The organism is Gimesia sp. (assembly GCF_048260065.1).
Taxonomy (GTDB): Bacteria; Planctomycetota; Planctomycetia; order Planctomycetales; family Planctomycetaceae; genus Gimesia.
The window spans coordinates 203,194-228,767 of record NZ_JBLXHC010000004.1 but is presented as its reverse complement, the minus strand read 5'-3'; the positions used below and the strand labels follow the sequence as shown (position 1 = coordinate 228,767).

Below are 25,574 nucleotides of genomic sequence, written 5' to 3'. Positions count from 1 at the left end.
TCATGGAACCATCCGAACTGGATTCCCGTATCGTCACGCTTAGAAACTGTGCCATCGTGGTGACTCTGGTTGGCCTGTTTGAGCTTTGTTGCATTCCAGCAGCCATTCATATTCAACCGTTGATGGTGGAAGATGCCCTGCGTTTCGAACTGGAAGGCCTCAACTGTAAAACCGAAGCCATTCAGAGAATTGTGGCTTGGGAAGAACGCCACAAAGACCATCCGATGCTCATCCTCTTTCTGAGCGGCCTCGTACTCCTTTGCATCTCGACAGCGATTTTCTATCAATTGTCCCAATTTAAAAGACAGCAGTAACGTTTCTACCCGCTTTCCCGAAATCCGGATTCCCACATGAATTCGAATCGCCTAAACTACAAACGCATTCCGTTTTCTTGATATCAGGACATCCAATCAGAGGATAAACATTCCATGTCGACCGCGGCTCCAAGTATTAATACCGAAGAAACGGATACTAAAAAGGTCCGGGTCCTGGCGGCTGGTTTTATCGGCAATATTCTGGAGTGGTATGACTTCGCCGTCTATGGGTTTTTCGCCCCCACGATTGGCAATCTCTTCTTCCCGGCGGAAGATCCCCGGGTCTCACTCATCGCTGCGTTCGGTGCCTTCGCCGCCGGCTTTCTGATGCGACCGGTGGGAGCCGTTCTGTTCGGTCATATCGGCGATCGCATTGGTCGTAAGAAAGCGCTGACCCTCTCCGTTATGATGATGGCCATCCCCACGATGCTCGTCGGCATTCTTCCCACACACGCGCAGATCGGCATGTTTGCTGCGATCATCATGGTTTTTCTTCGCATGATACAGGGTATTTCGGTCGGCGGGGAATACACCAGTTCGTTCGTCTTCCTTGTCGAACATGCCCCCGCCGGTCGCCGCGCCTTTTTTGGTGCCTGGAGCATGATCGGCGCCACCTGTGGCATTCTGCTTGGCTCGGCTGTCGGCGCGTTAATCAACACATTTACAACCAGTGAGCAACTGATTGCCTGGGGCTGGCGGATTCCGTTCCTGGCCGGCGTACTTGTCGCCTTCGTCGGTTACTTCATCAGGCATGGCATCCCCGATCAACCGATCGCAGAAGAACTCTCTGAACAGGAAGTCTATTCCCCCCTCAAACAGGCCTGGGGCAGCCATAAAAAAGAACTGCTGCAGTCATCCGGCCTGAATATGATGAATGCCGTCACCTTTTATACCGTCTTCATTTATCTCTCTACCTGGCTCGTAGAAGAAGTGGGAGAGTCCCGCGCGGAAGCCTTGGACATCAACACCATCAGCATGGCTGCTCTGACCGTGATGGTTCCCTTTGCGGCAATACTCGCTGATAAATACGGGCGTAAACCACTCCTGCTGATCGGCGCCGCCGGGGTAACGCTGCTCTCTTACCCTCTGTTATGGCTGATGCACCACCATCAGTACCAGATGATCCTCGCCGGCCAGATCGGCTTTGCCCTGCTCGTCGCCTGCTTCGCCGGTGCCATCCCCGCCACGATTACCGAACTCTTCCAGCGTGGCGTCCGCGTCAGTGCTGCCAGCGTCAGCTATAACATCCCCTTCGCCATCTTCGGAGGGACCGCCCCCATGGTCGCCGCCTGGCTGGTCCATTCGACCGGTAATCCACTCTCCATCGCCTGGTACCTCTCCGGCATCGCCGCCATTTCGTTCTGCATCACCCTCACCATCAAAGAAACCCGTCACAATTCACTGGAGGAATGAGGTCAGAAAGTCACTCGCATGAAAACAGGCAAACGTAGAAACTGGTATCTGCTTTTCAGCCTTGTACTGATCATCGCCTGTATTTTGAGTCTACTTCTCTACCAGCAGAGCATCGCCATTTCGCAGGCGGAAGACAATATCCGTGCGCGAGGATGTAAAGTGAACTCGAGCAGCAGCCTCGATCCCCTTTTTCGACTCGTCAGCAACGCGCTGCCGGGAGTTTCTCTCCCCCGGTTCTCGCGCGGTGAAATCAGAATTATCTGCAGCATCTTCAATTCCCCCGGTAAGGTCGCGGAGATTCACGAGGACCTCGAAATACTGGCACCTCTGGTCAAAGAATTTCACTGCGAACGGGCCTTGGTCAGTGACCGGGAAGCCCCAACCGTGGGAAAGATGATTCACCTTTCCCGGCTCAGCTTTGACGGGACTGAATTAACGGACGCCGGGGCCCGGGAACTGGCTCCACTGAAAAACCTGGGCTGGTTGTCAATCCACGGTCCTCAACTTACCGATGACGGCTTGAGCTGGATCGGTGACTGCCGGGATTTGTGGCGTATCTATCTTGTGAATACACAGATCGGGGATGCCACTCTGCAGAGAATCGCAACGTTACCAGAACTGGATACACTGTATCTCTCCGGTTCCACAGTCGCTTCAACTGATCTGCGTCATCTGAAACAACTCAAAAAATTACGCTGGCTTGTTCTCAGCGGAACTGAAATCGATGATCGGGCTGCGCCGTTTCTGGGCGAACTGCATTCCGTGAAAACTCTCGAGCTGGGAGAAACGCAGGTCGGTGACGAAGTCTGTGCCGCACTCGCCCGGCTTGATCAACTGGAAAAGCTGATGCTGGATGAGACCGCTGTTACCGACACAGGCGTCCGCGCGCTGCTGGAGGGGAGTCCTTACCTGGAAGAGCTCAACTTACGTAACTGTCACATCACCGCAGCAGCCTTTCGGAACCTGAAATCATGGCCGCCCCGTCTGACCAGGATCATGCTGAATGGAACCGACATGTCAGATCACGAAGCCCTGCAGATATTTCAGGAGCATCCCCAACTGACCGGAGTTAGCTATTACGCCAAAGACATGGAGCCCGGCATGCTGGAACAGTTTGATCGAATCCGGGAACAACGTCGGGCGCAGGAAAATTGAGCAACAGACCTGAAATGAATTCCCCTCAGAAACAGAATGACTCGAACGCCCCACACGCCTGTGCCCGGTGTGAGTCGCTCTTCGGCCAGCAGCGACACTCGCTCAAAATGTGGGATGGAAAACGCTACTGTGTCGCATGTATCAACGCAGTTTCACCCGAGCTGCTCGCCTGGGCCAGAGAACATGCTTACCTCGAAGAAACCCTGACACTCGATGCGATCTCCCGTAAGAAATTCTACAAGAACAATTTTTTCTATCCGCTGATTGGTATTTTAGTAATCTTTTTTCCCTTAGGTTTGTTCGTCGTCGGCTTCTGGAATGGCTTCCTGCTTGCCATGTTACCGGTTGCCTTTCTGTTACCGCTCTATCTGCTATCTCTGAAGCTCGATGCTGCAGACAAAAGAGCAGCTGAGGAACTGCCCCGCACGCTGGTCGCACAAAACAATCAACTGATCGTCGTGCACGAACAGGAATCGCACTTCTACGATCTTTCTGAACTCTATTATTATGAGAGCGACACGAATCGTACGGTCGACAATCTCTATCTGGAAAACCGTCCCGCGTTGATTCTGGAAAAAACACCCGGCTGGAACTGGCAGCGCTTCGAGTTTGAAGAAATCCGCTATGCTTGTGGTCTCACTCCCGAGAAACGAGTGCTCTGGAACAGTTTCTTTCAATTGATCGAACTACCCCGCAAAGAAATGATGAGCACCCGCCGGTATCATCTCGTCACTTTCTTACTGGTCATGACGATCGTGCTGGCCTTTTTAGCGATCATGGTAATCAGCTATCCCGCTGGTCTCATGTTGATTGCCTTGCTGATGTGGATTCTACCTCTACAGGCATTGAATACCGCAAAAGAGACTTTTACGAAAGTGGTGATGGTCTGCGGGACACTGTTTACCAACGGGTTTGTGTTTTATGCCTTCGTCAGCCGTAACCCGATGTATGCAGGTCTGTTCTGTCTGGCAGAGATGTGCCTGTTCCTGGTCGCAATGTTCTATATCAGAAATCGATTGAACCAGAACCCTGACTGATTACAACATGGGCTTCCCGGTCCCCGCGGAGAATCTCATTTTCTGGCCTTTGTTGAGCAGCATGTTTTTACCATGTTTTTCCTGCAGCACAAATTTGTTCAACTGGCCTTCAAAATAATCTCTGCCCGCTTTGGCGCATTCAAAGTGAGCGGCTATCGTCGCCGGATCCAGTGCGTAATCATAGAATGCGACTTCATCAATCACACCACTAAACGGCTCGCGGCCTACGAATGATTCAAAATCAGAGGTGATCAGGTTACCTATCACTGCAGGTGTCGAGCCACCGCTGATGATCATCGTGCCGACTGGAAATCGATGGCTCATTCGCAGCTTGCCATCAATATAAATTGCTTTCACACCCGTCCAGCCATTATAAGTGGCAACGATATGATGCGGCTTGCCATCTCGCATTTCAGCCAGCGTGGGGCGTCCCTCTTTCCCGTCTAAAGGCATATCCAGTTCGTTGTAACCCAGACCTGACAAAAACAGACCAAATGACAGACACGGACCTCCCTTCACTACAGGAATCTGAGATACACCGGCTTTATCATCATTTTGAAAACTCAACAGAATCCGGTAGCTGCCATCCTCTTTACGAAATATTTCATCGTAATCATAAGGCTTTTTAGCAGGTTGATGATCCGAAATTTGCCACTCAGATATCACCATCGCTTCTATAGACACCCCTGTCGAAACTGCATAATCACCGGTCCCCACTTCCTTACCGCCTCCATTGCCCAGCAGCAGACTCGCATCAGGGTGATTATTAAACCGTATTGCACCACTGCCAATGATGCCTTCCACCCGTACTGCATTTTTGCCGGCACGAATTGCTCCCATGCCTATCGCATCCTGTAATGACTCCGATTCTCTCTGATCGAAATTCCAGTAGAATCGAGGTAAACGTCCACGGAGCTTCACTTCAACCTGGCCATCCAGAACATGCACATAAGTTTCAGACTCTTCGTTCACACTGACTTCGTATTCGGTTCCCCGATTGATCAGCTCCACACTGGGTGTTTCCAGTTTAAAGGGAGCTTTGCCATCTGAGCGATGTGTGAGCAGCTTCCCGGAAAAAAGTGTACCCTGATCTTTGCCTTCCATACCGAACAGGGAAGGACTTGTCAGGGAAACATCGGCACCGCCCGAAAAAGCAAAGTCCACGTTACCGGAAGTCACCTTTACAGTGCCTGGCTGAAAGTGATCTGTCATCATCGGATTCTTGCCCAGCAGTTCCCATTTCGCCTGGAGCGTCGACTGCACAAAAGCGACTTCTGAGGGAGGGACAGCATTTTCATCAAAATAATATTGAGACCGATCCTGCACGATATCAGGCGCACCAGCCTTTTGAGGTGCACTCTGTACGGAGAGAAACAGCCCGACCGCACACAGACAGACGAGCAGACTGAAGCCTGGTATAAGCAGAAACCGGGCAGGCACACGCCTTGGTTTCTGTGGAATCGTGGGAGCTTCTGCTTCAGCAGGCGGTAACTGTGCGGATTTTGCTGCACTCGCCAGCCCGATATGCAGAAACACGAAATTCAGGTATTCGCGACGGTACTCGGGATGCTCCGTCAGAAACTGCTCCAGGGCTGCCAGCTCTACTTCAGTGATGATCCCCGAACATTGCGCGTCAGCCAGTTCCAGAATTTGCTCCGGCAGTATGGAGTCAGATTTTTTCATGAAGTCATCTCACTGGAAAGACGGCGGTTGACACAATCAAATAATACTTTCCGGATTTTTTTAATTGTTTTATAGATCGCATGAGAAGAACATTTCCAGCGGTCGGCGACTGTGGCCGCCGTCTCCCGGTCTCCATAATACGCGTCGATCAGATCACGTTCGCGCGGACTCAGCTTTTGCATACACTGGGTGAGCGCCAATTGACGCTGACTCTGTTCCTCCACCATGCTCGAAACGTCCTCTGCCAGTTCCGTCACCAGGTTATCACTGAAGATCAGCCGTTTATTCTGATACTTCCGTCTGTATTTTCGCACCTGGTTGAATGCAATCCCGTTCGCCCAGTTCAGGAAACTGCGATCTGAATCATATCCTGAAAATTCTTTCCACAGGATCACACAGGTTTCCTGGAAAATGTCTTCCGCAGCAGAGACATCCAGTACCAGGGCGAGAATAAACCCGTAGATTTTGCGGTCTTCCCGCGAGAACAGTCGAAAGAACTCTTCACTCATGACCGGATTGTCTAAATGCTTACTCATAGCGTGGTAAAGTCTATCAATCACTGAGATCGGAAGAAAACATTCAGGCGACAGAAATGCGCGCAGAAACAAACCCGCGAAACTGCCTTCTATAGTATGTGGCGCGCAGTCTGCCTGATTGGTACTGGAAAATTATGAATTCCGCATTTTTTTATGAAAAGCAGAAAGTTCTGGTACGAACCGGCTACTCAGCGCGCCATATACCTATTGAGGGCCCGCTGCGTTTTTACCGTTCTCCCTTCTGAAATGCAGTTCCGATGATTGCTATTTCCCTCATATCCAAGGAGTTCTGTTTTCTATCTCGATTTATTTTCATCTGATTCAACCCAAGGAGAACTTATGTTCGTCGCTCGCAAACATGATTTTCGCATGCGTTCCGCGTTTACTTTAATTGAATTGCTGGTCGTCATCGCCATCATAGCGATTTTGATCGCCCTGCTACTACCTGCAGTTCAGCAGGCACGCGAAGCAGCCCGCCGCAGTACCTGTAAAAACAATTTAAAGCAACTGGGACTGGCACTTCATAATTATCACGAAACACATCGACTGTTTCCTCCTGGAATGATATATCGAGTTGTGACGCCATCCTCACCATCAGGAAAACGAACTCCTTTCTGCCTGCATCTGCTGCCTTTTCTCGATAAAGCCAACATATACAACCTGTACGATCATAACCAGAACTGGCACGCTACCGTGCATGATCCTCAACCCGCCGGCAACGGTGTGCGGCTGGTGCCGATTCCTGTCTGGCAATGCCCTACCGATCGAGATGCCATCTGGAATTCCAATTCGGATGGAAGTATTCGAGGAAACTATGGTGTCAACTGGGGGCAGGGCACATTTGGAACTCAAATCAAACCTGCGCCGTTCAAAAATGCATTCGGAGCTAAAATGCGGGATATCACCGATGGTTCCAGCAACACACTGGCCATGCTGGAAATGCTGAAGCCTGCCACGGGTGCAGACGATTATCGAGCCTGGATCTGGAATGACGAACCGGAAAGTGTCGTCATGACACGCGTCGGTCCCAACAGTTCGGCTCCTGATCTGGTTACGCATTGTGTCTCGGAAGGAGATCGACTTCCCTGCACAGGCTCTATCGCGGGAAATGATCGCAGCAATGCTTCACGAAGTCTGCACGTGGGCGGGGTGCATGCACTGATGTGTGACGGTGCTGTCAGATTCGTCTCTGATAATATTGACCTCAACACCTGGCAAAGCCTGAGCAGCATGAGCGGTGGAGAAGTGATCGGCGAATTTTAAACCATTCGCATCGACTCACTTCCTGAACATCCATCAAATACGACCTGCTTAAAGGAATCCTGGAGATTCCAAGAAGGGCTGAACAAATGAAAACACAGACTTGTCTCATGTTGATGTTATACAGCGCAGCTGTTATCGGGCTGGGTGGTTGTAACAACCAGAGTGCATTCGAGCGAACCCAGGTGGAAGGTATTGTGACTCTGAATGGCACTCCGGTGGAACAGGGGGTCATCACATTTATCCCTGCCGGCAAAGGAGCTTCTGCGGGTGCGAAAATTGAATCGGGAAAATTTGTCATTCCTAAAGAAACTGGCCCCAGCCCGGGAGAGTATAAAGTGGAAATTGATTCCAGTATTCCTACCGGAAAACAGATTCTGGATACCGATGGTGAAACAATGGTTACCGAATATGCAAACGGCATCCCTCCCCGCTTCAACAGGCAAACGGAACTGACAGTCACGCTCAAAGAGGGCAATAATCAACAGCTTTTCGATCTGGAAACCAAATAGAGAATCGCCTGCTTCACTCTGGCATCTCTCAATTTATCCCCTGAGACCCCTGACTCAGGTTAGTTTTTCCAATCAAACATACATTAAATGTCTCTGTCGTTTATAATGAAATAGTCAGAGCAGACACAGCTCACGTGTATGAACTATTACTTCTCACTTCTGAGAGATAGAAAAAACAGATGATTGCTTTTCCTCCGTTCTTTGTTTCACGACTCTTTTGCCTGGCTCTCTTTCTGACAATTGCTGTCCCAACAACGCGCGCTGCACCTGATTTTAAAGAACAGGTTGCCCCGATCCTGCAGCAGCACTGTATCCACTGTCATAACGACAGCACAAAAGATGGCGGTCTCTCGCTGGAGACGATACAGAGTGCTCTGAAAGGAGGCGATAATGGACGCATCCTGACCCCCGGCGTCGCGGAGGAAAGTCTACTACTCGATTATGTCGCAGGCCCCGAACCGGAGATGCCCAAAAAGGGGGAACCGCTCAACGAAACGGAAATTGGAATACTTCGCAACTGGATCAAAGCCGGTGCCGTCTGGCCTGCGGAGCATCGAATTCAGGAAGCCCAGCTCAATGACCATGACTGGTGGTCCTTTCGACCGTTATCACAACCGGCTCTGCCTGAGCTGCCCGCCAAAGAACAAAAGCAGGTCCGCACCCCCGTCGATGCCTTTCTGCTGGCCAGGCTTCGCCAGGCAGGGCTGAATTATTCGCCGCCCGCTGACCGTCGTACGCTGATCCGCCGCATCTATTTTGACCTGATCGGACTCCCCCCCACACCGGAAGAAATCGAACAGTTTGTCAAAGACACCGATCCGCGTGCTTACGAGCGACTCATCGACCGACTGCTGGCTTCCCCCCGTTACGGGGAACGCTGGGCGCGGCACTGGCTGGATGTGGTTCATTACGCGGACACGCATGGCTACGACAAAGACAAACTCCGCGAAAACGCCTGGCCTTATCGGGATTACGTCATCCGCTCACTGAATGAAGACCGGCCATATGGGCAATTTATTCAGCAGCAGCTGGCCGGCGATCTCCTCAAACCCCACTCACCAGACGGCGTACCCGCGACCGGATTCATCGTCGCGGGTCCCTTCGACTGGGTCGGCCAGATTGAGATCAGCGAAAAACTGATCGAGAAAAAGATCACCCGTAATCTCGACCGCGACGACATGGTCGCCACCGTCATGAACACCACCGTCAGTCTCACAGTTCAGTGTGCCCGCTGCCACAATCATAAGTTCGACCCGATCTCACAGGAAGACTACTACGGGCTGCAGGCAGTCTTCGCCGGCATCGATCGCGCCGAACGCAGCTATGATCCTGATCCCGAAACCGCTCAACGACGTAACATTCTGTTATCGGAACAGGCCCGGGCTCAGCAATTACATCAGGAACTCGATACTCAGATCAGAAAACGGGGTGGAGCCGCACTGACTCGTCTCGAAGCAGAACTCAAACAGGCTCAGAATGCAAAAGAAGGGCAGGGGGTCGAATTTGGCTATCACAGCCAGATTGAAAAATCAGACAGCTCTCCCAAATGGGTGCAACTCAACTTCAAACAGCCGGTGACTGCCGAAAAGATCAGACTGATTCCCGCCTTTGACAATTACAACAACATCGGAGCCGGCTTCGGTTTCCCCCGGCGGTTCAAACTGGAAATTTCAGAGACCCCTGATTTCAAATCGACCACCATCATCGCCGATTTTACAGGCCAGGATTACGCAAACCCCGGTACAACACCTTTGGAGATTGCGCTCAAAGGAGAACGGATTCAGTATCTGCGAATGACCGCCACAAAACTCGCCCCCCGCTCCAATGATTTCATTTTCGCGCTGGGAGAAATTCAGGTCGTCGCGAAAGGACACCGAAATCTCGCCGATCAGGCGCAGGTAACTTCGCTGGATTCTATCGAAGCTCACCCCCGCTGGGCCCGCAAGAATCTGATCGATGGCAAGTTTTATCAGAGCCTTGAATACTACGAGGATCTGGCCAAGCTGAAACAGAAACGGGATGATCTGCTGGCCAGCCTGTCGTCCGAAGAAGAGAAAAAAACACTCCACGAATGGTCCCAGAGAATCAAATGGGCTCAGTCGCATCTCGACAAACTTCCGAAGTCCAAAAAGGTATTTGCAGCGGCTACCGATTTCCCCGCGAAAGGCAATTTCCGACCGACGGGGGGAGAGCCGCGTCCTGTGTTCCTGCTCAGTCGAGGCAGTGAAAAAGCACCGGTCCGGGAGGTTGCCGCTTCCGTCCCCAACCTGATAGACGGAATCAATGGTGATTTGTATCTGAAAGATCCCGGCAACGAAGGCTCTCGACGCCTGGCACTGGCAAACTGGATCATCAGCCCCCGCAACCCGCTCACTTGGCGTTCGATTGTGAATCGAGTCTGGCTCTATCATTTTGGGAAAGCCATCGTCGACACACCGAATGACTTTGGCAAAATGGGCGCCAAACCCACACATCCCGAGCTGCTCGATTATCTGGCCAGTCGCTTCCGCGATGAAGGCCAGTCCCTGAAACAACTGCACCGCTGGATCGTACTCAGTACTGCTTATCAGCAGTCATCCCTCAGCAATGAGCAAGGGAGTCAGCTTGACGGCGACAACCGTCTGCTCTGGCGGATGAATCGTCGCAAACTGGAAGCGGAAGCCATTCGCGATTCCGTCCTGCAGATCAGTGGAAAGCTGGACCTCGAAATGTACGGTCCGGGGGATCGGCTCTTTGTACTGGAAAAGCCACAGCATTCTCCCCACTATCTTTATCAGAAGTATGATCCCGCCACCGCAGAGCGACATCGTCGCTCGATTTATCGTTTCATCGTTCGTTCGGTTCCCGACCCGTTCATGGAATCACTGGATTGTGCCGATCCCTCACAGATTACTCCCAAACGCATTGAAACCCTGACGGCACTCCAGGCGCTCTCCCTGTTAAACGACCAGTTTATGATCAGTATGTCCCGTTTTTTTGCAGCCAGTCTCGAGACTCACTCAGACGACTTAACAACGCAAATCAACCAGGCCTTTCAAACGGCGCTGGGTAGAAAACCCGAACCGGATGAACTGAAGCTCTTAAAGACCATCGGCGAACAACATGGACTGAAAAACGTCTGCCGACTGATATTGAACAGCAACGAATTCATCTTTATCGATTAATCAAGCAGAAAGTGATCTCATGGATCGTCGAGAGTTTCTGATGTCAGCCGGTGGGGGACTGGGGGGAATTGCCCTGGCTTCACTACTGCAAAACGATCAACTGCTGGCAACTCCTCAGACCAGTACGCAGACGCTGCATCACCCGCCGAAAGCAAAGCGGGTAATCCAGCTCTACATGTCGGGGGCCGCCAGCCAGTGTGATACGTTCGATTATAAACCACTGCTCATTAAAGACAACGGTAACAACTGGGATCCGGGGGAACAGGTCCAGCTCTTTCAATCATCGCCTGGTAAAACGATGCAGGCCCCCTGGAAGTGGAAACAGTACGGTCAATCGGGTAAGTGGCTGAATGAATGCGTCGCACCGCTGGGAGACTGTGTAGACGATATGGCGTTCATTCACAACATGGTCAGCAAATCGAACGTGCATGGCCCGGCAACCTTTATGCAGGCCACCGGTTTCATTCTGCCCGGCTTTCCCGGCATGGGTGCCTGGATCAGTTATGGACTCGGCAGCATGACGGACAACCTGCCCACATTTGTCGTACTCCCCGACCCGCGCGGCTTTGCTCCCAACGGAGCCGCAAACTGGTCAGCCGGTTTTTTGCCCGCCAGTAATCAGGGAACCATGATTCGCCCGAATTCCCAAACACCCATTTCGAATTTGTTTCCCCCTGAGAATGACTTTGTCACGCGAAAAAGCGATCGCGATGTTTTAACAGCCCTGAAACAGCTCAATCAGAAACACGAACAGGAACGCACGGGGGATTCGCGTCTGAATGCGCGGATTCAATCTTATGAACTCGCAGCCAGGATGCAGCTGCAGGCACCGGAAGTTCTCGATCTTTCCGGGGAAACGAAAAGCACACTCCAGATGTACGGTCTGGATTCCGTTGACTTTGAAGTCCAGGAAGGCATCAGCGAAGCCGCAGAGATCGCTTATTTTGGCAGAAACTGTCTGGTCGCCCGTCGCATGCTGGAGCAGGGGGTACGATTCGTGCAGATCTGGTCGGGAGCAGACAACGGTTTTCCACGTCGCAACTGGGACTCTCATGAAGATATCAAACGCGATCACTGGCCTTTAGGACGGGGTATGTCCATCGGGGCTGCCGCCTTGATTAAAGATCTGAAACAGCGAGGCATGCTCGACGATACCATCATTCTCTGGACTACCGAATTCGGCAGAATGCCCTGCAGTCAAGGCAGCAAAGGTCGCGACCACAATCCGTTTGTCTTCACCAACTGGCTGGCGGGAGGCGGTATTAAAGGGGGAACGACTTATGGGGAATCGGATCAATGGTCATTTAAACCCGCAGATCCAGCTAACCCGACAATGTGCTATGACGTGCACGCCACCATTCTGCATCAGCTGGGCATCGATCATGAAAAACTGACCTTCAGACATAATGGCATCGATCGCCGTCTGACTGATGTGCATGGTCACGTGATCAAAGAGATCATTTCATAATATGAAGTGACTGTGACTTCGGCTGCACTTCTACCAATAAAAAACGAGTGACTGGTACAGAACCAGCCACTCGTTTGTTTTATTACTTACAGTCAAGTCAGGACTTCGAGATTATTCGAAGTTACCTTTCGTGATCTGAGCATCCAGCCAGGGACCGGAGAAAACCTCAGAAGGACGAAGTTCAACTGTTCCATCGGTGTATCCTGATCCAGTACCGGAGGCTGGGAAACCAGGATTCAGGAAGCCGTCACCATTCAGGTCAACGATTGCTTTCACACTTCCGTCAGCCATCAGGATGTTGCAGATTTTGTTACGACCACGACCGTGCCATGCAAACCAGTCACGTGAATCCTGTAACCACAGGTTTCCGTCAACACCGGGAGTTCCAGTACGGTTCGGGTCTGGCAGTACAGCAGGAGTGGCATTGACCACATTGGTACCAGAAGGCATCAGAGCGATGGCAGTACCATCCCACATACCGGGACCGTCGTTGAACGATTCAGCCAGACGTTCGCCAGAATCCAGAAAACCCGGAATCGAGTGGCTCAATACCGCTTCGCCCACATCCCCGGGAGCTCCACAACCCATGAAGGAAACAGCAGAAGAAGCAACGCGGGAAGAATCCAGACGACGGATCGTCAATGGTCCCAGTGAACCACCAAAACCTTTCAGACCTGATACGGTTGCACCAGCACTGGTTTTCGCACCGGAACGTACGAGATACCAGCTGGATGCGTAGTTGGTTCCGTAACCATCTTCCAGCAGCTTGGCAACCTGAAGCAGACGAGCCTCGGTTCCTTCCGTTCCACTGGTCCAGGTAGCACAGATACCTTCACTCAGACGGGAAAGAGGAGCAGAGTCTTTGTTACTGGTGTTAGCAACACCAATCATGTCGTTCAGTTTTTCAGATCCGAGCAATGTGGAGGAAGGGCACAGCATCTTCTGAGGAAGACCAGAGCCACTGTTAACCATGTCGGCTACCCAACCCCATGTGTCAGGACATCCATCACGACGGAAGTCGTAGGCACCGGTACAATAACGACCACTGGGGTCGGTAGAGGCAAAAGAGTGCATGGAAAGACCGAACTGACGCAGGTTGCTTTTGCACTGTGAAGACCGTGCAGATTCCCGAGCTGCGAAGACTGCTGGAATCAGCAGAGCAGCCAGCAAAGCGATGATCGAGATCACCACCAGAAGTTCAATCAGAGTAAAACCTGATCGTTTCGTGTTATGAGCACGTAATTTTTGCATTGTGTTTCCTGTTTTTTTAAAAGATGTTTGACGGTTAAGCGAACAATGAAGGCTTAAAACACTTTAAATTTGATTCTGAAAGAAACAGGCCATCCCCAGCAGTTTGGCACTGGATGTATGAAACTGAACTGCTTCCCCCCCTTGATTTTTAAAGACTCACTCAGATTTCTTAAAATTGACTTTTCTTAAAACTCACTCACTTCGAATTCGAATGATTGCATGCATCTGAAATTTACTTTGCCGGCTGTATTTCTCAGATGGGCATACGGTATCGTGCAACTGTGAAGTTTTTTCCCCCCGTTACATTAAGAAGCAGTGAATAATGCGTAGCAAAATTGATCAAAACGCACCTTTTGTTAGTGTTTCATGAATATACAATTAGGTTTCTGCAGGGAGCTTCATAAAAATGTGCTGTGTTTCATGCCGCCTGAGAGAGACAAAACTTGAATTTCCTCATTCCAGGTTCGTATAATTACTGGAGAGATATCAAGAGTCTGGGTTAACACCCCTGGCTCCTAAGTCGCCTGCTCAAAAAGTGTTAGAACCACAACGAGCTACCCCCACTTTGAGGAAAGTGGCGGACCGGTATTCACTCGTGTTTGATTTTGAGATTGAGAAATCATTCCGACACACAGAAAATCCGGGTTTGCAGCCTGCCTGACCAGACTTCACGTTTTGTCAAAGCCGCCTCGCTTTTTTCCTGTAACGGTTCTGATTTCTGATCTTTCTCCGTAAACCGAAAGAGAAGATCATGGTCGCTCGAACGATCAGCCTGTTCGCAGTTTTCAGTATCGCTGTCGCCTGCATTCTGTTTCAAAATGTCGAAGCGGAAACTCCTGTCGCTTCCACTTCCGATCAGACGACTCTCGACTTTGCGACCGATATTCGCCCTTTACTTTCCGATGCCTGCTTCTCATGTCATGGCCCTGATCCCGAACACCGTGAAGCAGATCTCCGACTCGATTTGAAAGAAGCTGTTTTTGCACAGCATAACGGGCAGGCTTTGATCGTTCCGGGGAAACCCGCCGACAGTCTGCTCTATCAGCGAATGACTGCTGCAGATGAAAGCGAGCGTATGCCCCCCGTTGATTCGGGGAAAAAACTGTCTGCTTCGGACATCGCAAATATTCGAAAGTGGATTGAAGCCGGCGCTCCCTGGGCTTCACACTGGGCCTTTCAAACACCTGTTAAACCACAGATCCCAGAAGTCAGACAACCGAAATTAATTCAAAACCCGATTGATGCATTCATCCTGGAAAAACTGGAACAGCAACACCTTTCTTTCTCTGAGTCCGCAGATCGTACGACGCTCCTGCGCCGATTGAGTCTGGACCTGACAGGCCTGCCGCCGCGCATCGAAGAGATCGACACTTTTCTCGCGGACAAGAGCCCCGATGCATACCAGAAACAGGTAACACGCCTGCTGGCTTCACCCCATTACGGAGAACGCTGGGGACGTCTCTGGCTCGACGCAGCCCGCTATGCTGATTCCAACGGTTATGAAAAAGATGCCCCGCGCGAAGTCTGGCTCTATCGGGACTGGGTCATTGATGCTTTGAATCAGAATATGCCTTACGATCAGTTTATTATCGAACAGGTCGCCGGTGATCTGCTTCCACAGGCAACACAGGATCAGCAAATCGCCACCGGATTCATGCGTAATTCCATGCTCAATGAAGAAGGGGGCATCGATCCCGAAGAATTTCGCATGGCTGCCATGTTTGACCGCATGGATACGATCGGAAAAAGTATTCTCGGACTGACACTGCAGTGCAGCCAGTGCCACTCCCACAAGTACGATCCGTTAACTCAGGAAAACTACTATCAGATCTTCGCGTGTATTAACAACTCTTACGAAGCCAGTATGCGGGGCTATACAGATGAAGAACAGCAGCAGCGGGAGCAGTTGTTGACCGAAATCAGATTGATAGAGCAGTCCCTCAAAAACACATTGCCCGACTGGCGGCAACGCATGGCTGCCTGGGAAAAGCAGGTCAAAGAAAATCAACTGGTCTGGCATGTTTTAAAACTGAAAAATATCGACAGCAATTCTCAGCGCTACTTTGAACAACCCGATCATTCCATGCTGGCGCAGGGTTATGCTCCATCCCGATTCACTTCCAACTTTGAAGCTGAGACAGATGCCTCCGCAATCACGGCCATCCGACTGGAACTGTTAAATCACCCCAATCTGCCGGCAGGCGGTCCCGGTCGCGCGACATCCGGTTTGTGTGCTCTCACAGACATCAAACTGTCTGTCGAAGATCCTAAGGACCCCAAGCAGAAAGACAACGTCAAATTCACGGAAGCCACTGCGGATTTCAGTAATCCCCGTCTGCAGTTGCAATACCCCTATGAAGATAAAAAAGGAGTTCGCGGCTTCACAGGACCAGTCAGCTACGCGATTGACGGAGACAACGCGACCGCCTGGGGAATCGACGCCGGCCCCGGGCGACAGAATCAGCCCCACGAAGCGGTCTTTCGTGCCGAGAAACCGTTCGGCTATCCGGAGGGGAGCAAATTAAAAATCAGTCTCGTGCAGATGCATGGTGGCTGGAACAGTGACAATAACCAAACAATGAATCTCGGTCGCTTTCGCATTTCCTGGAGTAACAGCCCGAATGCACACGCTGATCCTGTTCCCGATCAAGTCAGAGAGATTCTGGCGATTCCTGATGCAGAACGCACACCCCGTCAACAGGACCTGGTTTTCAGTTACTGGCGGACAACCGTTCCTGAATGGAAAACAGAAAACGAGCGTATCGAAGCCATCTGGAAGCGGCACCCGGAAGGGACCACTCAACTGGTCTACCAGGAGCGTCCTCAACCCCGACAAACCCATCTGCTGGATCGAGGCGACTTCCTGAAACAAAAACAGGTGGTACAGCCAGGTGTTCCCGGTTTCCTGAATTCACTTCCCGCAGAGACCCCCGTTGATCGTTTGACATTTGCCCGCTGGCTTGTTGATCGCCAGTCTCCAACCACGGCTCGCGCCATAGTAAACCGGGTCTGGCAGGCCTACTTTGGCCAGGGGATCGTTTCCACCAGTGAGGACCTGGGCTCTCAAGGCGCCGCGCCCACGCATCGAAAGCTGCTGGACTGGCTGGCAGTCTGGTTCATGGACGAAGGCTGGGATCTGAAGAAGCTGCATACGCTGATCGTGACCTCCCGGACCTATCAACAGTCATCCCGGGTCAGCCCGGATTTATATGCCAAAGATCCGTACAACCGCCTGCTGGCGCGGGGACCGCGGTATCGCGTCGACGCAGAAATCGTCCGCGATATTGCGTTGCAGGCCAGTGGCCTGTTGAACCCGAAAATTGGCGGCCCCTCTGTCTATCCGCCTGCCCCCGCCTTCCTGTTTGATAAACCGGCTAGTTATGGACCGAAAACGTGGAATGTCGAAGAAGATTCCGAACGCTACCGGCGTGCGATCTATACATTCCGCTTCCGCTCGGTTCCTTATCCGATGCTTCAGGCATTTGATGCCCCTAATGGTGATATCTCCACCGTGAAAAGAACGCGTTCCAATACGCCGCTACAGGCTTTAACTACGCTCAATGAAACCCTGTTTATGGAATGTGCGGTGGGACTCGCAGAGACAACACTCTCACCCAAAACAGATTCAGATGAATCACGAATTGAAACGGCGTTCCGACGCTGTGTTTCCCGTTATCCGTCAGCGGAAGAAAAACAGGTACTGACCGATTTCCTGAACCGGCAGCGCGAATACTTCAACACACATCCGGAAGAAGCGAAACAGATTTCAGAACAGAAAAAAGTCAAAGATGCTACCGCAGATTTTGCAGCCTGGGTCGCGCTTTCGCGGGTGCTGCTCAACATGGACGAAACGATCACGAAAGAATAACCAACCTCGCATCATCGAGATAACTGAAACAGGTGACACGAATGAATCACATAAATCATCCGGCAAATCCCATTGCCCGCCGCTGGTTTCTGGAACAATGTGGAGTCGGTCTCGGAGCGATTGCCGTTAATCAACTGCTCCAGGAATCGGGTTATGCCGCCGGTTCAAAAGCTGATGGAACGCAAGACCCGCTGGCTCCGCATCAGCCCCACCATCCTCCCAAGGCAAAAAATATCATCTTTCTGTTTATGGGGGGCGGTCCCAGCCACCTGGAGCTCTTCGATAACAAACCGGTGCTGGGAAAATTCGACGGTCAACTGCCACCCGAGGACCTGCTGAAAGGGTATCGGGCCGCGTTCATTGACCCCAAATCTAAATTCCTGGGCCCGAAATTTAAATTTGCAAGACATGGGGAATGCGGGGCAGAAGTCTCGGAAATCCTGCCTCATCTGGCGGAAGTCGTCGATGACATCGCCATTGTGAAAAGCATGAAAACCGACGCCTTCAATCATGCCCCTGCGCAAATACAAGCCCTCACCGGATCTCAATTATTCGGCAAACCAAGTCTGGGTGCCTGGACCATCTATGGACTGGGGAGCGAATCGAAAAATCTTCCGGGCTTTGTTGTCTTCAGTTCTGGAAATAAAGGCCCCAGTGGTGGCAGCTCCTGCTGGGGCAGCGGCTTTCTGCCTACCGTTCATCAGGGAGTCATGTTTCGAGGCGGGCAGGAACCCGTGCTCTACCTGCAGAATCCCCCCGGAGTCTCTGCACAGCTGCAACGTGACTCGCTGGACACCCTGAAGGCTTTGAACCAGAAACACCTCGATCAGGTTGGCGATCCCGAAATTTCGACCAGGATCAATTCTTTTGAGATGGCGTATCGCATGCAGTCGAGCGCCCCCGATGTCATGGACCTGGGACAGGAAACCAAAGAAACCCTCGAACTGTACGGTGCGGAACCAGGGAAAACCTCGTTCGCCAACAACTGCCTGCTGGCACGACGACTGGTGGAACGGGGAGTTCGCTGCGTGCAACTCTTCCATGAATCCTGGGATCAGCATGGCGGACTGGTCAGCGGATTAAAAAGTAACTGCCAAGCCACCGATCAGGCTTCTGCCGCTTTAATCAAAGACCTGAAACAACGCGGCCTCTTGAAAGACACACTGGTGGTCTGGGGAGGAGAATTCGGTCGTACTCCCATGGTGCAGGGGGGCAACGACGGTCGTGATCATCACCCCAATGCCTTCACCATGTGGCTCGCCGGCGGCGGAATCAAAGGGGGAACGACCATTGGTGGTTCTGATGATTTCGGCTTCAATGTGATTGAAGATGAAGTCCCCGTTTACGACCTGCATGCCACGATTTTGCATCTGCTGGGATTGAATCCAGATCGACTTTCGTTCCGTTTCCAGGGGCTGGATCAGAAACTGATCGGAGTCAATCCTGCGAAAATCGTCACGAAAATCCTGGCCTGATCAAAAAGAAAACCCCTTACCAAGACTGGCAAGGGGTTTCTTTTTTCATTCTTTTGACCTGGTTCAGGCAGCAATTTCCTGCTCATAGAGACGAGCGGGTGCATTGTTCAACCGGTTCAGATAACCGTTGTGCTGCTGATCGAACAGTCGCTGCAATCCGTCATCCAGCATCGGCATGGAAATGCTGAGTGACCGACGAATTTTTCGTGTATGCAACGAAGTTTCTCCGTTTGCAAAACCTGTTGTGCGTTCATTGAGAACGGTGGCCCGGGGAAGTACCGGCACCGTCAGGCCGAAAGTTGCAGCCAGCCGCTGCACGAATTCGATCGGGCTGATCCGTTCGCCACCTGCGACATGGAAGGTCCCCGTCAATCGTTCCTGATAAGCGTGTTCGATGATCGCTGCCAGATCTGTTGCCAGCAAAGGTGTGGCATGTCGATAACAGTCCTGCTCGGAAAATGACCCGTTTTCCAGCGACTGTACCAGTTTTTCAATCTGTCCCTGACCATACGAGGCAGGAGTCCAGCCAAACACGTTGGTGCGAATAATCAGTGTGTTGTCACACAGGCTGACTTCGCGTTCAATCGCACGCAGGACTTCTGCCTGTCGACTTTCACACAGCCCCTGGCAGTCCTCTTCATGGAACATCCAGGGTCCTGTAAAGACCGCATCAGAAGAAATGTGTGTAAAGCGGGCCGAATGCAGTTCCGCGGCATTCACCCAGTTACGCACTGCGAGCACAGGATCTTTGGTTGAAAACTTCTCAGGATCAACAGTCCAGGCGGAATTTGCGGCAACGCCACAGTAGACCACCCAGTTTGGACGAACCATCGACAACCAGTGCTCGGCTGTTTCGACATCGTCTTCCTGATAAGTATGAGTTTCACATCCCTGGATGGAAACTGGTGAAGCTGAAGTTAATCCGACAACCCGATATCGACTGGATAAACAGGTTGCAATATTTGCTCCGGCAACCGTTTCAAGTCCAATAACCAGAACTGTTTCCACGCCGCGCCTCCATGCTTAGACGTTGTTGTTATATCAGTCAGTAAAAGTTTCGTTCCTTAAACTCTCGTTCAGAACGGAACTGTTTGACATCTCAGTAGTTCTACGAAAGTTGCACTCGTAAACCAATCCATTTGGTTCGCGAGGGGCGGATTATAGTTGGCATTCCTGATTTTCACCAACCCCAATTTTAAAGAGAAATTCACGCCCCCTGTTTCACCATTTTCATCGATTTCTTTTTGAGGTTTCGAATGCAGAAAACGTTACCCCTTTCCAAAATTCAGTCGACATGACGGTCTCTTCGGGAAGCTGATTCTGACCTGTTTTTGATTCCCGCGACTAAATTTTTTTTGAAAAAACAGATTGAAAATCGAAAAAAGATTAAAGGTTTTGCGCTTTTTGATTTCATTTCTCGCTTTCGTATTGACCTGATTCTGGAAAAGCAATATCTTCCCGCCTCACATTAGTGATCTCTGCGCCTGTTCTATAGGCTGGTCACTCACCTCCCACACTGATTACCCTTCAATTGATTCACAACCAACACATCGAGTTGATACCGCAGTGATTTGTTTTTGATAAAACAAATTTACTCAACACCCCATATCATTTCTTATAAAGACTTTTGAAACCATGTCCGTCTCGCGTCACTTACCGGATTATCCGATCCTGCTGGCTGGAGTTTCGACTCCTGTCGTAAAAGGACTGCGCGAAATGGGACTGCCGGTGACTGAACTTCAGGACGACCTGGCACAGCTGTTGGGATATCAGTCATCCCGCTGGAATCTGCTGCTGGTTGGTTCTCAGAAATGCTTCAATGAACAGGAACTGCAGACTCTCTCTCACTGCAGAATCCCCATCATTGACCTGGCAGAATTCAATAATAAGACCGGTCTGGGCCGCACACTTCCGGAACTGGCTAAAAAAGCCAACTCCGGAGTAGAACAATTCAATTCACAGTTTGTGGTTCAACTGAAAACACGGATTCAACAGTCGGGAGGCGCCTGGATTCGTCTCAGCGATTTTCCCTATCCCTACCAGGGTGTGATCTGTTTTGACGAATCCGCACTCGGAAAAGACTTTCGCGAATTCGCAAATCTGATGAGCCCCTTACCTGTGTCGCTGGATTTGCTGCATTGCAAAGCGGAAGCGGAATGGCAGGCGGACTCAAATCCGGAAACTCAGAGAAAACTGCGTGTGGAACTGGTCAGCAGATACCGCCAGGGATTACCGGTTTCGCTGTCGGCTGCTTCCTCACGCGGAGAACTCAATCAATTATTGCAAGACATTCACCTGGATCGCAAACAGATGCCTCTGGTCTGGATGACTTCACTCGATACATTCTTTCGCTGGTGGAAACTGAGAAGTGAATTCTCAGTCAGCATCAACCGACTTTCCACCGGCTGGGAAACCATTATCTCCGGAAACTTCGAAGGATTCAGCCCCGGGCTGCAGATCTGGAGAAGTCAGCATTCCGCCACGGTCCCCTTATACCGGGGAGTGAATGAAATCAGAGATGATGTTACCGCATTTGCAAACAACCCCGAACGCCATCCTGGCGGATTTACAGCTCATTGGGCGGGAGACTCTTCCAGCCTGATTCCATTGAACTTTAAAAACATTGCAGCTGCTGCTGCTTCGTAAAAACTGATTTTCCCCATGAAAGCTTGATTTCAGCGATAGAATTTTTCTTTCGCTATTTTGTAGAAGAAAAGGATTGAACTCATGAAACGTTTCGGAATTACGATGCTGGGTCTTGCGTTGATCGCCCTGACAACAGGTTGCCAGTGCGGAAGATATGGCTCATGTGGCAGCTGTAATTACGGCCCCACAATGGCCCCCTTCAGTGGTGGTGGCTGTTCAACCGGGAACTGTGGTGTTGGTGCTCCTACCTATGCACCTCAGGGAGCGTACAACACCTATGACACCTATCAGTCAACAGCTGCTGCTCCTGTGATTCAGGGAACGGTACCAACTACCGCTTACGCACCACTCGATCCACTGCCGATGTATTAACAGACCCCGGGAATTCACTACTCCCGGGCGTTCTATCAGCTCGGCCTGGTTCAGGCCGACAGGCAGGTGAAGGTGCGCCCTGTACTGACCCCGGTCCGTGCGGAACAAAATACTGCAACAAACCCATTGTTCGCAGAGATATGGATTGTATCTCCAGTTCAGCCTTGATATACAGTAACTTATGGTTATCCGTCATGCCTGCTGCGCATACCCAGGGGGCAGAATGATGGTCTTTGGTCACTGGAACTTCGTCTGTATATCATGCCCCGCCGGGGTATCCGTTATTATGCCTGCTTTGCAAATCGTCAATTATCCGCATCCAGCACTTCGCTGGAAATCCAAACCCATCAAAAGCATCACTCCTGAGTTGCGTGATATTGTACGGAAAATGTTCGATCTCATGTACGAAGCGCGTGGTATCGGCCTGGCTGCCAATCAGGTCGCACTGCCCTACCGCCTGTTTGTGATCAACCTCACTTCGGATCCCAATGAACCGGAAGAAGAATTTGTGTTCATCAATCCAGAGATCACAAAACGCAAAGGGACCGCGGAAGGGGAAGAAGGCTGCTTGAGCCTGCCTCAGGTTTATGGCGACGTGAAACGGTCTGAAGAAATCACAGTCGAAGCCTATGATCTGGACGGCCAGCTGTTTGAAATCACACTGGATGATCTCGCTGCCCGCGCCGTGCAACACGAACATGATCACATAGAAGGTATCATGTTCCCTGACCGGATGGTGGAAGCCAAACGCAATGAAATCGACGTACTGATTGCCGATTTTGAAGCAGAATTTCGCCATAAACAGGAGACGGGAGAGTACCTGTCTGATGAAGAAATCCGTAAACAACTGGCGCAACTCGAACAGGAACTGGGCTGAGTCGACAGCGTCTCTGCAGCAGTTTGATAAGCTTTACGATTTCATTCGAACTGCGGAATCGTCCTGACCTCGACGCTTCATGTTCTAATTCTAAACGGTCCGCTATGAGGAGACACCACAAGTGGCATTAAAAGTGGTCATGATGGGAACCGGTACTTTCGCCATCCCCGCCTTCCAGGCACTCATCGATTCGCGACATGAAGTCCTCGGACTGTATACGCAGCCCGATCGCACGGGTCGGGGACATCATCGCCATAAAAATCCGATGAAAGAACTCGCGCTGGAACATGACATCCCTGTTTTCCAGCCTGCGAAAATCAATACACCGGAGTCCCTCGAAGAACTCGCACAACTGCAGGCCGATGTTCTGCTCGTCGCCGCTTATGGACAGATCCTCTCACAAAAACTGCTGGATCTGCCTCGCCTGGGGGCATTCAATCTACACGCTTCACTGCTGCCCGCGTATCGGGGAGCAGCCCCCATTCTTTACGCCATTCGCAATGGTGAGACCCGGTCCGGCGTCTCCCTGTTTCGCATTGAACGCGCCCTCGATTCCGGTCCTGTCGCCGCGATGGTGGAAACTCCCATCGAGCCAAAAGAAACGACCGGCATGTTACAGGATCGGCTGGCAGAACTGGCTGCCCCCCTGGCAATGGATGTACTCGATCAGATTGAACAGGGAACACTGGTCGAAACGCCGCAGGATCACTCTGCAGCCACATTCGCTCCCACGCTTGATAAGCAGGAAGGTGCGATCGACTGGAATCAGTCCGCCAAACAGATTGCCTGCCATGTACGGGCGATGCAACCCTGGCCCAGTCCCTTCTCGTTCCTGCTGCAATCCGGTCATGAACCATTCAGATTATTGATTCTGGATGTCGAATCACTCTCTGAAGCAGCAGTGGATTCGCTGGAAATTGATCCGCAACAGCTGGATTCCCCGCCAGGAACCGTGGTTTTCAGCAATACAAAACGTGTGGTACTTTGCACAGGAGAGGGGCTGCTGGAAATCAGGCAGATCCAGCCACAGGGGAAACGAGCCATGGAAATCAGTCAGTTTTTGTGCGGGAAACAGATCAGGCCCGGCGATGCCTTTGGTAACCCGCCTGCAGAAGTTGACTAGCGTACACACATCTTGCTTAAAACGGGCAGTTCACTCTTGCCGCGTTTTACGGATTCTGAGATGATTCCGCCCCTGAACTGAGGCGAAGCAGTTTTAAAAAACACAAGGAAGTGAATTAGATGCGCCGAATCATCGCGGCACTGATCTTCATGCTCATTGGAGCGGGAGGCATGTATGCTGCCTTTGAATATCATATTGTCCAATCCAGGGAAGGCTGGCTCTTTATCCCCAAGGCTCAAGTAGGTTTGCAGGATACTTACGCAGATATCCGTAAATGGCAGGCCGCCACCTGGAAAAGCCATCCCCAGCTTGCACAGTCGCTGATCCAGAATGGGAAAGGAAATCTCATTATCCAATCCGCAACGAACGGTAGTTTTTTCGACGGACTGTTTCAGAGCTCAGATAAAAAACGTTCTGCTTCCAGACAGGCGACGCCTGATTATCGCTGATCAGAAATTTGATTGACCTTCCATTTAAATACTTTCATTGCCACATGAGATAACACTGCCAACCGTGAAACCAGCAAATACCGTCAGTCAGGACAAGACTTCAGACATGTTGTCACGAGTCGCATTCAAAGCAGCAGTTTTGTATGCCTGTGTGTTGTCTTGCCTGTTGCTTTCTCCCGGTTGTCACTCGGTTGCCAAAAACCAGACCGTCCATCTGCCTGCCCGACACAGCGTCAGTGCAGAGCAGCTCATCGTGCTCAGTGATTTTAAACTGGGACAGGACCACGAACTCTTTCAGGACCTGATTCAACTCCGCGAAGATGTTGCTGAGACGCTGAATATTCCTCTCAACAGTGAGCAGGTCACCGTTTACCTGTTTACGAACCAGGAAGAATACCGTAATTATCTGGACTTAACTTATCCGGGATTACCTCCGCGACGCGCTTACTTTGTCGGGACGCCGAAGGAACTCGCCGTCTATACCTTCTGGGGCGATCGCATCCAGGAAGATTTGCGACACGAATTCACACACGGGTTATTACATGCCAGTCTGAAGACCGTCCCCCTCTGGCTGGATGAAGGTCTGGCCGAATACTTCGAAGTCGCCGGTAACACCCCCGGGCAGATTAACCGCGATCATGCTTCAAGACTCTCCGCCGCTCTGAATAATGGCTGGAAACCCGATATGAAACGGCTGGAACAGTTGGAGAAAGTGTCGCAGATGCAGCGGGTTGACTACCAGGAAGCCTGGGCCTGGGTCCATTTCATGCTCAACAGCACTCCGGAAACCAAAGACACATTGCTCGAATATCTGGCGGAACTGAGAAGTAACGAAAAGCCGGAAGTCTTAAGTGCCCGGCTCCCCCGCAATATTCCCGGCGTGGATGAGCGTTTTTTGAATTACGTGGCTTCTCTGAATACCTTTCCGACCAGATAGCCTGCGTCTGATACCGATTTCCCCCGGAGCTCCA

General features: G+C 51.3%; 20 protein-coding genes. 16 read left to right on the top strand and 4 right to left on the bottom strand.

Features of this window, described 5'->3' with window-relative positions; genetic code table 11:
* Positions 1–2 precede the first annotated feature (2 nt).
* The 4 genes from ACN0YN_RS09270 (at position 3) to ACN0YN_RS09255 (ending at position 3,919) form a co-directional block, all read left to right on the top strand.
* A complete protein-coding gene (locus tag ACN0YN_RS09270) occupies positions 3–314 on the top strand; it encodes a hypothetical protein (protein ID WP_417384717.1) in 312 nt (103 codons plus the stop codon).
* Between the two features lie 114 nt (positions 315–428).
* Entirely contained in the window at positions 429–1,727 is a 1,299-nt protein-coding gene (locus ACN0YN_RS09265) for an MFS transporter (RefSeq protein ID WP_417384716.1), read from the top strand.
* Between the two features lie 18 nt (positions 1,728–1,745).
* Positions 1,746–2,882: a leucine-rich repeat domain-containing protein gene (locus ACN0YN_RS09260; protein ID WP_417384715.1), complete on the top strand. Its 1,137-nt coding sequence runs from the start codon at positions 1,746–1,748 to the stop codon at positions 2,880–2,882.
* Between the two features lie 14 nt (positions 2,883–2,896).
* Entirely contained in the window at positions 2,897–3,919 is a 1,023-nt protein-coding gene (locus ACN0YN_RS09255) for a hypothetical protein (protein ID WP_417384714.1), read from the top strand.
* Here ACN0YN_RS09255 and ACN0YN_RS09250 read toward each other — a convergent pair whose 3' ends face one another.
* Positions 3,920–5,602, bottom strand: a complete 1,683-nt coding sequence (locus ACN0YN_RS09250) for a LamG-like jellyroll fold domain-containing protein (RefSeq protein ID WP_417384713.1) — start codon at positions 5,600–5,602, stop codon at positions 3,920–3,922.
* A complete protein-coding gene (locus ACN0YN_RS09245; RefSeq protein WP_278471547.1) occupies positions 5,599–6,138 on the bottom strand; it encodes a sigma-70 family RNA polymerase sigma factor in 540 nt (179 codons plus the stop codon). Before ACN0YN_RS09245 ends, ACN0YN_RS09250 begins: the two co-directional genes overlap by 4 nt.
* A 339-nt stretch (positions 6,139–6,477) precedes the next feature.
* Between ACN0YN_RS09245 and ACN0YN_RS09240 the strand changes: the two genes are divergently transcribed.
* From ACN0YN_RS09240 to ACN0YN_RS09225, 4 genes are all read left to right on the top strand, one after another.
* Positions 6,478–7,401, top strand: coding sequence for a DUF1559 domain-containing protein (locus tag ACN0YN_RS09240; RefSeq protein WP_417384712.1), 924 nt, complete (start codon positions 6,478–6,480; stop codon positions 7,399–7,401).
* Positions 7,402–7,487: 86 nt separating this feature from the next.
* Complete coding sequence (locus tag ACN0YN_RS09235; protein ID WP_417384711.1) at positions 7,488–7,910, top strand: hypothetical protein; 423 nt, start codon at positions 7,488–7,490, stop codon at positions 7,908–7,910.
* Positions 7,911–8,089: 179 nt separating this feature from the next.
* A complete protein-coding gene (locus ACN0YN_RS09230) occupies positions 8,090–11,074 on the top strand; it encodes a PSD1 and planctomycete cytochrome C domain-containing protein (RefSeq protein ID WP_417384710.1) in 2,985 nt (994 codons plus the stop codon).
* Positions 11,075–11,093: 19 nt separating this feature from the next.
* Positions 11,094–12,542 carry a DUF1501 domain-containing protein gene (locus ACN0YN_RS09225; RefSeq protein ID WP_417384709.1) on the top strand — a complete coding sequence of 483 codons (1,449 nt, stop codon included), beginning with the start codon at positions 11,094–11,096 and terminating at the stop codon, positions 12,540–12,542.
* A 111-nt stretch (positions 12,543–12,653) separates the two neighbouring features.
* Here ACN0YN_RS09225 and ACN0YN_RS09220 read toward each other — a convergent pair whose 3' ends face one another.
* Positions 12,654–13,793 carry a DUF1559 domain-containing protein gene (locus ACN0YN_RS09220; RefSeq protein WP_417384708.1) on the bottom strand — a complete coding sequence of 380 codons (1,140 nt, stop codon included), beginning with the start codon at positions 13,791–13,793 and terminating at the stop codon, positions 12,654–12,656.
* A gap of 751 nt (positions 13,794–14,544) precedes the next feature.
* Here ACN0YN_RS09220 and ACN0YN_RS09215 point away from each other — a divergent pair.
* Together ACN0YN_RS09215 and ACN0YN_RS09210 are read left to right on the top strand one after the other, a co-directional pair.
* Positions 14,545–17,661: a PSD1 and planctomycete cytochrome C domain-containing protein gene (locus ACN0YN_RS09215; protein ID WP_417384707.1), complete on the top strand. Its 3,117-nt coding sequence runs from the start codon at positions 14,545–14,547 to the stop codon at positions 17,659–17,661.
* A 41-nt stretch (positions 17,662–17,702) separates the two neighbouring features.
* On the top strand, positions 17,703–19,136 hold the full coding sequence (locus ACN0YN_RS09210; RefSeq protein WP_417384706.1) for a DUF1501 domain-containing protein: 1,434 nt from the start codon (positions 17,703–17,705) through the stop codon (positions 19,134–19,136).
* A gap of 63 nt (positions 19,137–19,199) precedes the next feature.
* On the opposite strand, the gene ACN0YN_RS09205 is transcribed toward ACN0YN_RS09210, so the two are convergent.
* The gene (locus ACN0YN_RS09205) at positions 19,200–20,144 is read right to left on the bottom strand and encodes a sugar nucleotide-binding protein (RefSeq protein WP_417384705.1); all 945 of its coding nucleotides are present in this window, start codon (positions 20,142–20,144) and stop codon (positions 19,200–19,202) included.
* 627 nt (positions 20,145–20,771) lie between these two features.
* On the opposite strand from ACN0YN_RS09205, the gene ACN0YN_RS09200 reads away from it, so the two are divergent.
* The 6 genes from ACN0YN_RS09200 (at position 20,772) to ACN0YN_RS09175 (ending at position 25,540) form a co-directional block, all read left to right on the top strand.
* Positions 20,772–21,782, top strand: coding sequence for a hypothetical protein (locus tag ACN0YN_RS09200; protein WP_417384704.1), 1,011 nt, complete (start codon positions 20,772–20,774; stop codon positions 21,780–21,782).
* Positions 21,783–21,863: 81 nt separating this feature from the next.
* Positions 21,864–22,154, top strand: a complete 291-nt coding sequence (locus tag ACN0YN_RS09195) for a hypothetical protein (protein ID WP_417384703.1) — start codon at positions 21,864–21,866, stop codon at positions 22,152–22,154.
* Positions 22,155–22,440: 286 nt separating this feature from the next.
* A complete protein-coding gene (gene def / locus ACN0YN_RS09190) occupies positions 22,441–23,031 on the top strand; it encodes a peptide deformylase (protein WP_417384702.1) in 591 nt (196 codons plus the stop codon).
* Positions 23,032–23,152: 121 nt separating this feature from the next.
* Complete coding sequence (gene fmt / locus ACN0YN_RS09185) at positions 23,153–24,154, top strand: methionyl-tRNA formyltransferase (protein ID WP_417384701.1); 1,002 nt, start codon at positions 23,153–23,155, stop codon at positions 24,152–24,154.
* Between the two features lie 119 nt (positions 24,155–24,273).
* Positions 24,274–24,603, top strand: a complete 330-nt coding sequence (locus tag ACN0YN_RS09180) for a hypothetical protein (RefSeq protein WP_417384700.1) — start codon at positions 24,274–24,276, stop codon at positions 24,601–24,603.
* Positions 24,604–24,709: 106 nt separating this feature from the next.
* A complete protein-coding gene (locus tag ACN0YN_RS09175; protein ID WP_417384699.1) occupies positions 24,710–25,540 on the top strand; it encodes a DUF1570 domain-containing protein in 831 nt (276 codons plus the stop codon).
* Positions 25,541–25,574: the final 34 nt, after the last annotated feature.